This window comes from Bacillus sp. L_1B0_5, from assembly GCF_000836715.1.
GTDB classification, from domain to species: Bacteria; Bacillota; Bacilli; order Bacillales; family Bacillaceae_G; genus Bacillus_A; species Bacillus_A thuringiensis_S.
Genome location: NZ_JXIS01000033.1, coordinates 1 through 15,836 on the forward strand (window position 1 = coordinate 1; position 15,836 = coordinate 15,836).

A 15,836-nucleotide genomic window follows, 5' to 3' on the forward strand; every position below is an offset into this window, starting at 1 on the left:
CGTTTGTCCATTATTTGCACCAGAACCATATAATTTGATAATTTAGGTTCTAGTGTAAAAATGTAAGTCATAAATTCTTCGTCTAGTTTGATACTATGAAACCCTAGAGATTGTGCAACTTGCATGGAAATTCAGATAAAGTTTTGATTTTACTCTATTGGTTCTGTCTAAATTGAAACTGACAATTTTCCACAACTTACAAATATTTATTTTCTTTCATTTTATCCTCCTTAAGATTTTATAAATTCCCGCCTAGTGTTTTGTATTTATCAACAACGAATCAAACACAATATTCTTAAAGCTTTTAAAGTGACTCAAATAAATCTATATGATTTGAAAATATTTACTTCAAAAAAGAGTTATGTTGAATATGTAAGAAAAAATTAGAGAGCTTTATTATTACTTATAAAAAATAACAAGCTGTGATTTGAAGAAGTGATACGGGCAAGTCTGGAGTCATGCATTGTTCATAGCATAAAAATCATAAAAAAAAGAAAACATAAATTTTAGCTATTAATATCGAAGTTTTAAAGAACTAAAAAGGAGACTTTGTTTATGAAAGAGGAAAATATTAAAAAGTTAGGACTTGCCCTTTCCGGTGGGGGATTTAGAGCATCTTTCTATCATATCGGAGTACTGGCAAGGTTGGCTGATTTGGGGTTACTTCGTTCTGTTGAATTAATTTCTACGGTTTCAGGTGGCTCTATTATTGGCGCGCTTTATTATCTTCATTTAAAAAAACTACTGGAAGAAAAGAGAGATGTTGAAATTAAAGATGAAGACTATCAAAAGATTATTGCAAAAATTGAAGTTGATTTTCTAAAAGTCGTCCAAAAGAATTTGCGTTTAAGAACCTTTCTTAATCCGGTAAAAAATATAAAAATGATTCTTCCTAATTACTCACGAAGTGATCATATTGGAGAGCTTTATGATAAATTTTTATACAGAAAAGTTCTTGATATAAATAACACCAAGCCTATAAAAATGAAGGAGTTAATTATCAAACCCTGCAGTGAGAGTAATTCTTTTCACCCACTTAAGAATAATGAAAATAGAAGTGCAAAAGTACCAATACTTCTTATTAATGCAACTATCTTAAATAATGGCCATAACTGGTGTTTTAGTGCTTCGGATATGGGCGAAACACAGATTGACCAATCTAGAAAAAAATTTGATAAAAATTTTCGACTAAAAAGAATAGAATCGTATGATGACATATACAAACACGAAGATTTTGAATTGGGTGTAGCCGTTGCCGCTTCGGCCTGTGTGCCTGGAATTTTTGCCCCTCTTGCTATTAGTGATCTTTATGATGAGAAGGTACGATTACAATTAGTTGATGGCGGTGTCCACGATAATCAAGGGATTAGAGGGTTACTAGATAAACGCTTAAATTGCACCCATTTTATAATAAGTGATGCATCAGCACAATTAAAAGATGAAAGGGAGCCTAATGTACAGATATCCAATGTAATCAAACGTTCAAATAGTATACTATCGGACAACCTACGAGAGCAACAATTGTCCAATATAATTAAGGAACATTCAGGTAATGTTGCCCTATTACATTTAAAGAAAGGATTGCCCGTAAAGGAAGTTTCCTACTTTGATGAAAGACACAATCTTAAAGAAGAATCGAAACTTTATAACACGGAACAACCCTGCGAGACTTTCGGGGTCAATACAGATGTTCAAAACCTCCTTTCTGGTATTAGAACAGATTTGGACTCTTTTTCAGAAGTAGAAGCTTTTTCTTTAATGCTTAACGGCTATAAAATAAGTCAATATGAATTGGATAAAGTAAATATAAAAAATTTTGTTACAAATACTGGATTAAAAGAGGAAAGATATCAATTCTTTAAGATTGATTCTTGGATTTCATCACCTGTTATTGATTCTTATTATAAAAATCTCCTTGAAACTGCAAGCAAACGATTTTTTAAGGCTATTAGAATGAATTTGCTTGTAAAGTTTCTAACTATTTTATTGGCTGTACTTATATGTGGAATTATTATAAGTGCTTTCGGTTCAAGGTTTATTTACTGGGCAAATGAATCAATATCAAAAGGTCAATTATTATTATTGATTTTCCTTTTAATCACTCTCTTTATTGTATACAAAGGATTAAAGTTTTTTTCGCACAGAATTCTTTCTGTGTGGTTCTTGATAAATCTGTTACCATTTCTTCTTATATCTTTAACAGGGTTTATATTTATTGGACTTTACCTAATCACTTTTGATCGACTATTTCTATACTTAGGTAGTTTTAAAGTATTAGAAAAGGTACAAATAAAGTAAAAATATAAAGATTAAATAGGGGACATTTCATAATATCAATTTCTTTTATGAATGAAAAAGAAAGATTGTGGCTTTCTTGCCGTTAATCCTTCCTTAGAAATATTTGAGTAACCAACTAAATAGTAGTCTTTTAAATTATGGTGGTCATTAACAAATAACACCTACAGATATATCCATTGGTGTTATTTGTTAATTTTTTTATGATTGTAAAATTTCTTGTATCTCTTCAATACGTAAATTTGTAAACCTTGCAATATCTTCTATTGGCATTCCATTTTTGTGCATACCACGAATAAGTTGCATTTTCCCTTCTTCTATTCCCTTTTCCATTCCTTTTTTAATCCCTTGTTGCTCTGCATGAACGAACTTAGCGGCCTCATCCATAAGGGCTTTTTCCTTTGCTTCATACGCTTGTCGGAAAGAAGAATCTAGACTCATACGTTCCCATTTATTCATTGCTTTTTGTAAAACAAGGTCTTGGTTCATCGCAATATCCTCCAATGTTTGGGTTAAGTGTTCATCTTGATTCGCTGGTAGGAATTATAATCAACGAATAAACTAATAAATTACAACAACTAAGAAAACAGATTGAAAAATTCAATCTGTTTTCTTAGTTGTTTATTATGAATTTCCCCTCAAAATATGTTCAACTTCTTCAATACTTAATTTACTTGCTTTTGCAATCGTTTCAATTGGTACACCCAGTTCATGCATACCTTTAATCATTTGTATTTTCCCTTGCTGAACCCCTTCTTGGATGCCTTCTTGAATACCTTCTTTTTTCCCTTCATTACGAGCATGAGCAAACTTTGCAGCTTCATCCATCAACGTTTTCTCCCTTGCTTCATATGCTTGTCGGAAAGAAGAATCTTGACTCATACGTTCCCATTTATCCATTGCTTTTTGTAAAATAGGGTCTTGGTTCATCGCAATATCCTCCAATGTTTGGGTTAAGTGTTCATCTTCATTCGCTGGTAGTAGTAATAACCAACGAACAAAGGAATCTTCCCAGGGATTTACTTGTTCATTACGCCACTGTTGCATGAGTTTTGGAATCTCTACAATATGAATTTCTATGTCATCACTTAATACCTTCTGTTGTTGTTGATTCCATAGAGTTCCTGTTGTATGGAATGCCTCGTATTCAGAAAACATAACGAAATTTAACAAATTAATCGTAATTGTTTTATGGAGAGAACTATATGGCATTCCTTTCTGAAGTTGGGATGTGTAAAGCCTTCCCCAATAATATAAACTTCTCTTAATCATATCATGATTATTATTTAACTGTATTTCCACATTTACCTTGGTTCCCGTATCTAATGTTGCGGAAATATCTAAAATTGATAATTTATCCTCTTCATGTTCTCGATGCAAGTGTGGGTCTTCTAATTGCAAAGAAACAATAGGGGATTCTAAAGAACCTTGTAATATTGCATTTAAAAACGCAATTAGAATATCCTCATTTCCACTTGTACCAAATAATTGTTTAAAAGCAAAATCAATGCGTAAATTCACTAATTGTTGGTTGGTCATGGGTTTTCCTCTCCCCATCTCATAATATGTTTTTCTTTTATTGTACAAAAAGGAGTGATACACATGCAAACAATCTCTTATTTCAACATACATAAGGGTTTGAATAATTTTTAGGGATTTAACAGTGTGTATTTATTATAAACTTCATTTATTGTTCGTATTTACTGAATGGAAATTTCAATGGGCCTGTTAGTGAAAGAAATCAGTTATAAGCAAATACATAATGAATGGAAAAATTCGTTTCAAATTTTTAAACGAAAAATAAAAAGTCTTGTTTATCACAAGACTTTTCTCTTCATTTTGGTTCAATTATATATCGACTATCCTCTGAACTACATAAACTTGTAGTATCAATTTTCACGCGACATGTACCTAATCGTCGTTTTACTTCTGACTGTAATTTTTCATTTGCTTCTTCTAAAGAACGCGCTGGAATGATTGTAGATTGTAAGTTTGTTACTTTGCCATCATACATTACTGAAAATTCTATTTCATATCGATGTATCATAGGTTCTTCACTTCCCTTGTTTTCTTTACAAATCAGCCTTGTTTATTACAATGGCGACTATTCCTGCTCAGACAAGATTGCATACTCCGTTGTTTAATAAAATATATGCAATAACTTTAAAAAAATCATTGTTCCCATTCAATTCCTAGATGAATTTGTCTAAACTATCTAAAGCCTCGAATAACAAACAAGTTCTTTTAAAGATAGTCCATAGTCCAGGAGTACTGTAACGATAGAAACGTTTCGCTCTAAGATCATTGGGCGTGTTATTCTTTGTTTTTCAGTAAGGACTTCTAGAGAAGAAATAACTCCTTTTAAGCGCGTTTCTTCCTGGAAAGAAACGAAATCTTCCTTACGTAACGCTCGATCAGGTTGATCTATTTGAATAACTTCTTCAATGGGACTTGGTAAATCTGAGTATTCGTATAATCTATTTAACACAATGTATATGCGGTGTATAGTTTTGTCAGAGTACTTACGATCCTCTTTTAAATAAATAAGAAAAGCTTCGAAATCTTTTTTATGGAGAGACTCCCAAACATTCTTCTCGTTAAATCTTTTTGATATGTACAGCCATTGTATGAAACTTTGTACATCTAAATATCCATATATTTTGCGTTTTTGTCCATTTATATTGTAAAATTATATAGGGTTCTCCTAATAAGCTGTTATAATGGATTTTTTTAGGGGTTTAATATTTATAAATCTTAAATTATTTTTTGGGGATAATTTTTTATCTAACTAAGTTATATTGAAGTAGAGGTGAACCATCGGTGCAGCAGGTGTTAGTAATTAAGAATGAAAGGTCTTTAGCAAAGAAAATCGTAAGCGGTCTAACGCAAGAAGGCTATTTCATTTTAAAGCTTCACAATGAAAACCAAGGTTTAAATATAATATATGAACAAGATTGGGATATTATCATATTGGATTGGGATTCATTAAGTATATCGGGACCAGAAATTTGCAGACAAATACGACTTGTTAAAACGACACCGATAATTATTGTGACCAACAATATTTCTAGCAAGGATTGCATAGCAGGGTTACAAGCAGGAGCGGATGATTATATAAGAAAACCATTTGTGAAAGAAGAATTAGTAGCAAGGGTTCAAGCGATTTTAAGGAGAAGGGACTGCATCCAGCAAAATGAGACAAACTTTTTTCAGTTTAAAGATCTCTTTGTTGATGCATCTAGCAATATTGTGAAAAAAGGTGGTGAAAATCTCTCGCTTACTAAGCGCGAGTATGATTTACTTTTATTTTTAATCAAAAATAAAAATAAGATATTGCACCGTGAAATGCTTTTGGATCAGATTTGGGGATATAACGTAGTAGTAAGTCCAAATGTAGTGGACTTATATATTGGCTATGTAAGAAAAAAGTTAAAGTGCGAGAAGAAAGACAGATATATTCAAACAATACATGGCAGGGGCTATTCAATGGTCGAATGATAAAAATAAGTTAATAGGTAAAATACAGTTTGTCATAATAATCAATATCCAGCATAATAGAAAAAGTGAGCAAAGACTGCCTTATTCAGTTTTCTTGTTTTTTCATTAAATCTGATAATCAAATAGTATCTGAGAAATATTAAAGACGGAAACCATAAAAGGAATACTTTTATCAGGGGTACCTTCAGCATTTCGGAAAACCACCACGCTAAGAGCATGCAAGATTTTATAATTCAGTAATAAACGAGAACCCTAAAACCCCTGTCAGGGTAGGAATATATATAAAGATGAATAGCGTTATAGAAAATAAAAAAGGGTAATCCTTCTGAGAGTAGGGATTACCCTTTTTCTTTGCTACCGATAATAAGACGTTATGTCAACCAAATATGTATAGAATATACAACCAAAATCAAACAACATATCAATTCTTTGAAATTGAGCCAAATACTATATAGCATCCTTTCGGTTAAGTTCTACTATTTAGTTGTCAGGAAAGAGTTTCTTTGAAATTTCGCCAAAAGTGTTAAAAGCATCAATTATCTTGTCTTGTTCAGTAATTGTTAGAGATTCAAAGATTTGATTTATTTTCTCTTCATCCAGCTCGGTATGCTGCTTTAACGCATCTTGTCCCTTTGGCGTTAGAGAGACAATCACTTGTCGTTCATCTTTAATATTTTTTTTCTTAATAACATATCCTTTTTTTTGGAGTCTTTGAATATGTTCTGAAGTGGTATTGTGTGATAATGCCATTACTTTAGAAAGAAAGTGTATGGTCACATCTTCGTTTTTACTGACGGTTTGAAGAAAACGAATATTCTGATGTGTAAGTACCTCTTTATAATTGTAATGCAAGTTATAGTAAATATCTGTCCATGCTTTATTTAGTTTTTTTGCTTTCATATGTACCCTCCTTTTATATCGTGTAAAACGAAATATTATGACAATTGAAGTGAAAAGTCAAATGTTAAAAATGTCCATACTATATAATGCTTTGAAGAAGTTTATTTCTTTTATTTATTGAAAATAGTTAGAATTTTTATTTGACAGCTTATTGAGTTCGGGTTATCATATCGTATGTAGCGATATAAAATGTTTTTTATTGGGAATTAACTAGATATTTATATCGTTCGTTACGATGTAATTTGATTTAATTAAGAACATTTATTAAACGTTGGGATTACTTATTACGATATAAACCTGAGGAGGTAACTTTTTTATACATTTATATCGTACCCTACGATTTAAAAAGGGGGAAACATGGAAAAACTTTATATTCTTAAAAACCGAACGTTTTTATCTTTCTTTATTGCGTCACTTATCACTATGTTTGGAGAAGGGATCTTTAGTTTAGCTAGCATTGTTATTATCTCTAAGAGCACAGGATCTGTTATGTCAATTGGTTATATGCTCATCGTCACAATGTTGCCTTCTGTATTTCTAGCTCCCATAGTTGGGGTGGTAATCGATCGATTTAATAAAGCTAAGATTGCAGTTGCATGCAATATAGCTAGGTTTTTATTCATTGCAATGGTGCCATTATTGAGCTATTTAGGAATCTCATCCTTATTTGTAGTTTACGCTTCAATTTTTCTAAGCTACATCGTGTGGTACATACTGGGACCTACCGCGGAAAGCATGATTAAAGTCATGCTGGAAAAGGACCAATATATGCAAGGGACTTCCCTCACACAAGCCTCATGGCAGGTGGGACTTATGAGTTCAGCTATCTTAGCAGGTCTATTACTTAAACATCTAGGAACAAATTTCACTCTTTTGTTTACCAGTCTTGTCTACCTTTTAGGTGCTTTTCTATACTTTAGACTATGTAAGCATTATGTAGAAGAACAACATGTGTCTGCTAAGAATACTGGTTATCAGAATTATTTCAAAGACATTACAGTTGGATGGAAATACTTCATAAAAAATAAAGGTTTGCTATGTCTTGGGCTTGCTGCTTGTGTTGCTACTCCTTTCTTCAGTTCCATTAATATCTTAATTGCTCCGTTTAACTCGAATATACTACATGGAAATGAGTTTACATTGGGGTTAATTGATAGTGCAGCAGGCATTGGTAGCTTCATCTCAGTAGCCTTCTGTTTATGGCTGTCAGCGCGAAACGGCTCTGCATATTACTTAATGCTTTCATTTTTAATGCTAGGCGGATTTACCATTTTATTTAGTACATCTAGTCGATACTCCGAGGCCTTTATTTTGTACATAATCATTGGTTTTTTTGTAGGAAATGTAAAAGTGCTATCTAAGTCACTCGTATATAAGTACGTAGACCAACTCTTTGTAGGAAGAGTCATGACTTTAATTTCTATGCTAGGACTCATACTTGGTATCGTAGCATCTATTGCTATAGGATATCTCGGTGAGCGTAATATTGTACAAGCATATTATGCAGTAGGAATTTGCTTGGCTATTCCTATTGTATTAACGGCACTCGGCATACTAAGCATTAAAAAGCAAGGTGAGGGTAGTGAAGGAGATGAAATTGTAATTTCTAAAGTATAAACAATATGTAATCACTATACGTGTTAGCAGCATCAATATCTTTAATAATAGTACAGACTATGAGAAAAATGAAAACTATGGAGAGTGAATATAAATGATTGATTTAAGAAGCGATACTCTAACTACACCATCAGAGGTAATGAAACAAGCAATGTTTGAAGCACAAATGGGAGATGACTGCTATGGCGAAGACGAAAGTGTGAATATGCTAGAAGCATATTGTAAAGAGCTATTTCAAGTCGAAGGAGCATTATTTATTCCAAGCGGGACTATGTCAAATCAATTAGCTATAAGAGGTCAAGTAGAGGAAGGAAATGAGATAATTACTGAGGTCAATTATCATATTTCCTTCTATGAGAGTGCTTCAACCGTCATGTTAAATAGAGTGGTACTAAATACCACAAAGACATCCGATGGCTTATTGACGGCTGATATTGTCGAAAAATTAATCCATGCTAAACCACGCGGTTACTTATATGCCCAACCTCAATTAGTAAGTATAGAAAACACAATTAATTATTATCAGGGACGGACTTTCCCCTTAGAAATCATTAGAGAGCTAAGAGAATGCACTCAGCAATATGATTTGGCCCTTCATATGGATGGTGCAAGGTTATTTAATGCTCATATGGCAACAGGGGTTCCCTTAAGTACATATGCTCAAAATGTAGATACAGTTACAGTATGTTTTGCAAAAGGTCTAGGTGCTCCGTTTGGTTCCATGTTAATGGGAACCCATGAGGCTATTTGTAATGCGAAGAAGTACCGTAAACAGTTTGGTGGCGGCTTGCATCAAATAGGAATGTATGCACGTGCAGCACACTATGCCATGGAGAACAACATGGTTAGACTTCGTGAGGATCACAGACTAACAAAATTATTAGCAGGTCACCTTAACAGTCATGACGCAATACATATAGCCGAAGACCAAGTCGAAACCAACATACTATTCATTGATATTAGTAATCTTGGGATCACTTCTGAGATATTTGCAGAACGCTGTAAGCAAAAAGGAATATTAGTATTCCCATGGTTGCCAAATATAGTACGAGCAGTCGTACATCAGCACATTACAGAAGTTGATATAGCTCTAGCAGCTGGAGTAATTAAAAATGTTTTTCAAGAAGCCCTTAACACAGGTCCTAATCCGATTCTCAAGGAACTCTGTTACGCCTAAACCTATCAAATATTAAAGGAGATTAAGTAGAATGAAAAATATCTTATTTATTGAAACTAATACAACTGGAACTGGTGCAAAGGCAATGAAAATCGCTCAAAAGAAGGGATATAAAGTCCATTTTTGGACCAGCGATATTAAACAATACGATGCAATAAAGGTGAATAATCCTTTAGATATTGCGGATGAGATTCTAACGATAGATACATACGACGTTGAAAAGATGATGTCTAAAATCTCAGATGAAAATTATATATTTGCTGGTGTGTTGGCATTTGATGACTATCACCTAATTCCGGCGACACAAATTGCTCAGAATTTACAGCTGACAGCTTCCGATTTACATGCTTTAAAATTAGTTAGATATAAGCATCTTATGAGAGAGTATTTCAATAAGAGATCTCAAGATCTATTATTTAAGCAACCAGACTTTGCAATAGTTGATCCTGATACGAATCGAGATAATATAGTTATCAAGTTTCCTTGCGTATTAAAGCCTGTAGACGATAGCGGAAGCAATGGAGTATCTATCTGTAATAGTGAGGGTGAACTCAAACGCGCTTTAGAAGCTGAAATGGTAAGGAATATCAACGAAAGAGGATATAGCTTAGAGAGAAAATGGTTAATTGAAGAATTTATACAGGGAGCAGAGTATTCTGCAGAGATGTTACACACTTCAGAAGGATGGAAGCTCATCTCAGTAACTCAAAAAGACATTTATGGCATCCATGCAGTGGAACGTGGTCATGTGACTTCAAAAGATTTAAGTCCCATTAAAAATCTTGAAGAGTATTGCGTTCAATTGTTGTCCGAATTTAACCTGCAATCTGGGGCCGCGCATATCGAATTTATCGTAAAAGATGCTGATCCTTATTTAGTGGAAATTAATCCAAGGTTGGCGGGTGACTGTATTCCAGACTTAGTTGAAATGGCTACTGGAGTGGATATGGTAGAAGCTGTTCTAGATCAAGCAGTCGGAATGCCAATTCATATTGAATTGCAGCGGTCTAAGTCTGCTGCTATACAATTTTGCATCCCGGAGCAATTAGGTACCTATGTAGGAGTACACAACATAGAACAAGCGGAGAATGTGTCTGGGGTAGCAAGGATTCATACTATTAATCTTCCTTTTCATGTAGAGAAAGTTTCTAGTAGTTACCATAGGCTTGGTTATGTCATAAGTGAAGGTGATACACCAATTGAAGCTTCTACATCAGCGAAACAAGCAGTAAGCTTAATTCAATATACTGTGCAGCAAGAGAGTGTAATCGTATCCAAGTAATGAAACAAATATAACATCTAATTGAGGGAAGGGAGCATAACATGAATATTGTAGAGACACCAATGAGAATGTTTTCCTCTATATGTAACAAAGCTACGGCTTAAACAAATTCTGTTATGGATACTTTATGAGACGTCTGGCTGAGTGATCAGCCAATGTGGCCTTTGTTTTAAAATGGATGATTGCTAGATAGAATTAGAGATAGGCTATTCTTTTTGCACAACTCTGCGAAAAGAATAGCCTATTTTATGATAGGGAGGTAGATGAAGATTTTTTAGTAATACATAGATGTGAGGGCATGTACATGGCACGACAACAGCTTCTAAGAGAAACACAACGAAAAGAGCTTTATGAATTCCCTACCTATAGGGGGTCATACATACCCATTAACTTAAGAGTGTAAACAAATTGACTTTTGTTCAGCTGGGTTAAAACATTTTTAAAATAAAAGTATATTCTTAAAAATGCGTATACCAAATAAACCCTAACGGGTTTCAATTTTTTAATTATGCAATTTTCTTTTGTTTTCTCAATCCATTATACTCATAGGCAACACCCATAATATCAAAGACAGTTTTCTTCTCATATCTGTGAGATTTCCGTCCATTCTTCTGTAGAAGATGGAACAGGCGGATTAAAATTTTTGTTATTTCTCGGGTGTTTTGCTGTATAGCTTGATAAAGAATGTATAGATGGTCTTGAATCATTCCAATGGTGTATTGGTAACATAAATATTCATACCAGTTCATCGTTTGCTTTTCTCTGAGTACGTAATACCCTTTTTATTTTCTGTATACAATTGTTTTTTCTTACGCTCTCGAAGTTGTTTTTCAGTTCATCGATAATATATTGCAGTATGTGTCTCCAAGAAATATGAAAATATTAGAAGAAGGGGGATTTGAGGTTCGTCAATCTTTAATTACGTTTCCCCAGGAATACTGAAGGAATGGATAGGGGAGTTAGAACCTTATATAATAGAAGGGAAAATTATTCCATGTGTCAATCATAGTGTGTATTTGAATAGTAACACAGTAACAAAACCAGTAATACTTGCATATGAGGAATATGAATATATTAAAAAAATTACAAGTGAAACAAATAGCTCTCTTAAGGAATTTATTACAGTTGCCATTAGAGATAAAATAGATCAACACTTACTTAGTTAAAATGGATTTTTTTAATTTATAGTTGTCGTTTGGACATAAATTAAATGCAGTTTGATCGGTTCCCTGTATTTTAAGGAACCGATTATTAACTTTAATTTTTTTATGAGATTTTACTTCACTAAATACTGGGCCGAAATCAACAATTATTTATGTATACATTATTAACTGGCGTTTATACTTTTATTACAGATTTATAGTTGAAATTAGATACTGTAGAATCCAATGTTGCCTTATCATTTGTATAGAATAGTATAAAAACTCTATATAATGTTTTGTTTTTTAATTTTTCCTTAGCATAGCAATAAATAAAGTAGTCTGTTTTACTTTGATTATCTATATATTGTTTTATTTCATTAAATTGGACATCTGATGATGATTCAAAGCGTATAAATCTACTTTCGATAAACTGAAATTTAAGTTTTTTTATTTTATTCACTAAATGATATAGATAAGTAACTTGTGTAAAACGAGCATTAATTTCTACTACTGGATATAAAATATTATCTGAATCAATAATAGAATCAATACCTAATATACCTTTATATCCCATTTGTTTTATCAATTCACCAATCTTTAAGATTTGATTACTGTAGTTTTCTACGAGTTCATTACTAAAATTCGGGCTGAAATTCGTTCCTAAATACATTCCATCTTCAGTAATACGCTGTTCTGTTATTAATAGTAATTCTACTTTATCAGTAATCAATATTTGGCTATTCAGGTTATGCTTTATAGTATGCCATCCCTCTAGTAAAATTCTAAAATCTTGAGATCTTCTATTAATGAACTTTATAAATAAAGATAACTCTCTTTCGTTTTTTACTACTTTTAAACCTTTCCCTGAAGAACCAAAGGGTATCTTAAAAACAAATTTATTAAATCCTTCGTTTTGTAGATGACTATAAGCATCGAGAATTTCTGCAGTATTATGACAAAAGGCCCCTCTTGTTGTAGTAATTCCTTTTTCTAAAAGCAGCTCTCTTACATAAAATTTATTGTTTAACTTTTTAACTAGTTTGTAATCACAATTAAAGTAGTTATACGGCATTGTATCCTCTGTAACTATATAAGGTACAAGTAAATCCGTTTCCCCATTTTGTTTTACAGACCTAATCTTTTTAAAATCCTCTAAATCATTTATGAATTCAATTTGTGGGATTTCGACCCCGTTTGTATGCAAATAGTTCATAAAATCCTTATCAGGTCTATGCCTCAATAGAACAGTCTGATAAGGTTTAGCAGCGTATAACATTTGCTGTTCTTGTTGAATAACTAATTTTAACTGTCCTAAGTCTGTGACAGATGGAAAGGTATTTTGTTCATTCCACTCTTGTTCTTTATTTATGTTGTAATACCAAAAAATATTTTTCTCTTGTATATTCATTAACTATACACTCCATTTAGCGTCTTAACGGAATAATATTCATCTCATATATGCTAAGTAAATCAATTAAAAGCTCTTCGGTGGGAGGATGAAAAGTAGCTGCTCTAACATCTCGATACAGCTTCTCTAATACACTTCCTCGGCTTAGAGATGCCATGCCTTCTATTTCCATTGCATCCCATACTATCGAATTAGCCTTCTTAGTGACAAACTGTTTTGTAATTAAAATTTGGGTATTTACCTCTTTTACATCAACTTGCTTTGTTCCACTTAGATATGCATCAGTTAAAATTGCACTACGTGTAAGTTGGGAATATGCTACTTCTAAGTTGATTTTCATCTCCATTAACTTTTGCCGTAATTTTTCTGAAGATATTAACGATTTATTAGTTAGAGTATTTACTTTATTTTTCACTAACTGTACTATATATTCGTATGCTCTCTTAGCTATGCCATAATATACAGATACCAAAGTTAGCCTAAACCAATAAAGTAAGTTTAATGTATCTTCAATTCCTAGCCCTTCACGTCCTATTAATCTATCTTTTGGAACTAAAACATTTTTAAAGTAGACATCATGAGTTACAGAACTTTTCATCCCGGAGTAATCCCATGTCTCTTTAATTGAAACACCTTTATCATCTAATTGAGTTAATAAGGATGTTATTCCATACCTTGATTTTATCCCTTCCTGAAACCCATATATTGGGAGGTATTTCACTCTTGAGCTTCCTGAAACAAATCTCTTTCTTCCATTAATAATATACCCTTTATCTGACGGTTCAATTGTAATACTTATATTCTCTTTTATCTTATCTTTATCTGTTAAAAATGTTATTTTAGGATCACTAATTGAAGCTATTAATTCACCATTTAATGCTATATCTCTAAAAACATTATCTTTTTGATGACTTGATAAAACCCCATTTAATCCCCCAATTGAGTATAAGTGCATAGCAAGAATTAAGCCTGTTGAAGAGCAGGCTGATGATATCTCGATTAATAGATCACAAGTACTTTTAATATCATACTCTAAGCCTCCATATTTTTGTTCTAGTGTAACTTTATGAAGGTTATTATTTATAAGCTCATCAAAATTCTTATGTGGAAACTTCGAACAATCATCATATTCAGTATTTCTAGATTTTAAATTCTCTTTAAGAACATTTATGATATTAACATCTATGCTAGAACCCATTTTCTTTCTCCCAATTAACCATATTTTGATTACTTAATACATCATTATAATTACCTCGATTTCTAATAACGTATTCTTTAGTACCCATTAACAACACCTCTATAGGACTAGGGTGGCCTAGGAAATTTTGAGGGCTATAGGATAAACCGTATGCTCCAGATTTTAGTATGCAGATATAATCATGTTGAAAGATTTTAGGGAGTAGAGCATCTTTGCAGATAATATCTTCAGGAGTGCATAAAGGTCCCACTATAGTAATTTTCTCTTTATTGGCTGTTCTTTCTTCGATATTATTACCTCTGATAGTGATTACAGGATAATTACTTCTAATCATTCTACCTCTAAAGGTACAAGCTTGATGGTGATTAAGACCTCCATCTGTAATAGCAAAGTTTTCCCCCTTAGATTCTTTTGTGTACAATACACTTGTTACATAAATCCCACTTTCTGCTAAAAGGTATCTCCCACTCTCAATAATAAATCTTGTATTAGATAACTCCTTTTTTGCATCTGTTATTAAATCTTTTATTTTGTTCATTAAAATATCAAAGTTTAAATCGTTTTCTTGGGAAAAGTATGCTATTCCGAGCCCGCCGCCTAAGTTAACCATTTCCAAATCAATATTATATTTTTGCTTTATCTGTTTTGCTAAACCTAAAGTATAATTAAAAGTATCTATAATAGAATCTATATTTAGGTTTTGTGTTCCTGTATAGATATGTATCCCGACGAATTTTAGATATTTACTTTTTTTAATAGTGACTATTACATCTTCTACCTGTGATTCATCTATACCAAATTGTCTAGGGATGCCAGCCATTTTAATTTTTGCTCTAGCAATATCTTGATCTGGATTTATTCGAATTCCAACTCTTACTTTTTGATTTAATTGTTTCGCGAGCTCCATAATTGCGTAGACTTCTTGTTTTGACTCAGCTATTATGCAATATATTTTATTTTGTATAGCTGTTTTAAGTTCTTCTATTCTTTTTCCCGGACCAGAAAATATAATATTGTCTACTGAAAAACCAGCCTTTAAAGCAATATTCATTTCACCTAAAGAGGCTACTTCAACACCCGCACCCCAATTTGCAAAAAGATTTGCTATGGATACATTAGAGTTAGCCTTTAATGAAAGAAAGATATCAACATCATTACCTATTCTATTAGTAATGCTAAAAAACTTCTCCCTTAACATTTCTCCATCATATAAGTACATGGGGGTACCATGAGTTTTACAAATATTTACTATGTCTTCCTTATTAATGGTCACGTTTAATCTCCTCAAATTAAGTTCTTATTAATGTATTATGCTTATT

Annotated in this window: 11 protein-coding genes and 3 pseudogenes; 5 read left to right on the forward strand and 9 right to left on the reverse strand. The window is 32.5% G+C overall.

Translation table 11 applies throughout. The features are described 5' to 3' along the window. Positions 1-555: 555 nt before the first annotated feature. Complete coding sequence (locus RT27_RS11180; protein ID WP_043936121.1) at positions 556-2,298, forward strand: patatin-like phospholipase family protein; 1,743 nt, start codon at positions 556-558, stop codon at positions 2,296-2,298. Positions 2,299-2,496: 198 nt separating this feature from the next. On the opposite strand, the pseudogene RT27_RS11185 reads toward RT27_RS11180, so the two are convergent. From RT27_RS11185 to RT27_RS11200, 4 genes and pseudogenes are all read right to left on the reverse strand, one after another. Continuing rightward, positions 2,497-2,856: pseudogene (locus tag RT27_RS11185) on the reverse strand (Rpn family recombination-promoting nuclease/putative transposase); the annotation flags it as partial. A gap of 63 nt (positions 2,857-2,919) precedes the next feature. Further along, positions 2,920-3,834 (reverse strand): Rpn family recombination-promoting nuclease/putative transposase, encoded by a 915-nt coding sequence (locus tag RT27_RS11190; protein WP_043936123.1) that lies wholly within the window; start codon positions 3,832-3,834, stop codon positions 2,920-2,922. Positions 3,835-4,129: 295 nt separating this feature from the next. Then, positions 4,130-4,342 (reverse strand): hypothetical protein, encoded by a 213-nt coding sequence (locus RT27_RS11195; protein ID WP_043936125.1) that lies wholly within the window; start codon positions 4,340-4,342, stop codon positions 4,130-4,132. Between the two features lie 186 nt (positions 4,343-4,528). Further along, positions 4,529-4,975: pseudogene (locus RT27_RS11200) on the reverse strand (integrase); the annotation flags it as partial. Positions 4,976-5,115: 140 nt separating this feature from the next. Between RT27_RS11200 and RT27_RS11205 the strand changes: the two are divergent. Next, entirely contained in the window at positions 5,116-5,793 is a 678-nt protein-coding gene (locus RT27_RS11205; protein WP_043936127.1) for a response regulator transcription factor, read from the forward strand. Positions 5,794-6,273: 480 nt separating this feature from the next. On the opposite strand, the gene RT27_RS11210 is transcribed toward RT27_RS11205, so the two are convergent. After that, positions 6,274-6,693, reverse strand: coding sequence for a transcriptional regulator (locus RT27_RS11210; protein WP_043936129.1), 420 nt, complete (start codon positions 6,691-6,693; stop codon positions 6,274-6,276). 357 nt (positions 6,694-7,050) lie between these two features. Here RT27_RS11210 and RT27_RS11215 point away from each other — a divergent pair, with 357 nt between their 5' ends. The 3 genes from RT27_RS11215 (at position 7,051) to RT27_RS11225 (ending at position 10,769) form a co-directional block, all read left to right on the forward strand. Then, complete coding sequence (locus tag RT27_RS11215; protein WP_043936131.1) at positions 7,051-8,310, forward strand: MFS transporter; 1,260 nt, start codon at positions 7,051-7,053, stop codon at positions 8,308-8,310. Positions 8,311-8,404: 94 nt separating this feature from the next. Next, complete coding sequence (locus tag RT27_RS11220) at positions 8,405-9,487, forward strand: GntG family PLP-dependent aldolase (RefSeq protein ID WP_043936133.1); 1,083 nt, start codon at positions 8,405-8,407, stop codon at positions 9,485-9,487. A 160-nt stretch (positions 9,488-9,647) separates the two neighbouring features. Continuing rightward, on the forward strand, positions 9,648-10,769 hold the full coding sequence (locus tag RT27_RS11225; RefSeq protein ID WP_231577713.1) for an ATP-grasp domain-containing protein: 1,122 nt from the start codon (positions 9,648-9,650) through the stop codon (positions 10,767-10,769). Positions 10,770-11,275: 506 nt separating this feature from the next. On the opposite strand, the pseudogene RT27_RS11230 reads toward RT27_RS11225, so the two are convergent. The 4 genes and pseudogenes from RT27_RS11230 to RT27_RS11250 all read right to left on the reverse strand — a co-directional run. Then, positions 11,276-11,619, reverse strand: a pseudogene (locus RT27_RS11230) (hypothetical protein); the annotation flags it as partial. A gap of 488 nt (positions 11,620-12,107) precedes the next feature. Beyond that, positions 12,108-13,319 carry an ATP-grasp domain-containing protein gene (locus tag RT27_RS11240; protein WP_043936138.1) on the reverse strand — a complete coding sequence of 404 codons (1,212 nt, stop codon included), beginning with the start codon at positions 13,317-13,319 and terminating at the stop codon, positions 12,108-12,110. Between the two features lie 16 nt (positions 13,320-13,335). Then, positions 13,336-14,517 (reverse strand): acyl-CoA dehydrogenase family protein, encoded by a 1,182-nt coding sequence (locus tag RT27_RS11245; protein WP_043936140.1) that lies wholly within the window; start codon positions 14,515-14,517, stop codon positions 13,336-13,338. Then, entirely contained in the window at positions 14,507-15,790 is a 1,284-nt protein-coding gene (locus tag RT27_RS11250; protein WP_052497730.1) for a hypothetical protein, read from the reverse strand. Before RT27_RS11250 ends, RT27_RS11245 begins: the two co-directional genes overlap by 11 nt. Between the last annotated feature and the right edge of the window lie 46 nt (positions 15,791-15,836).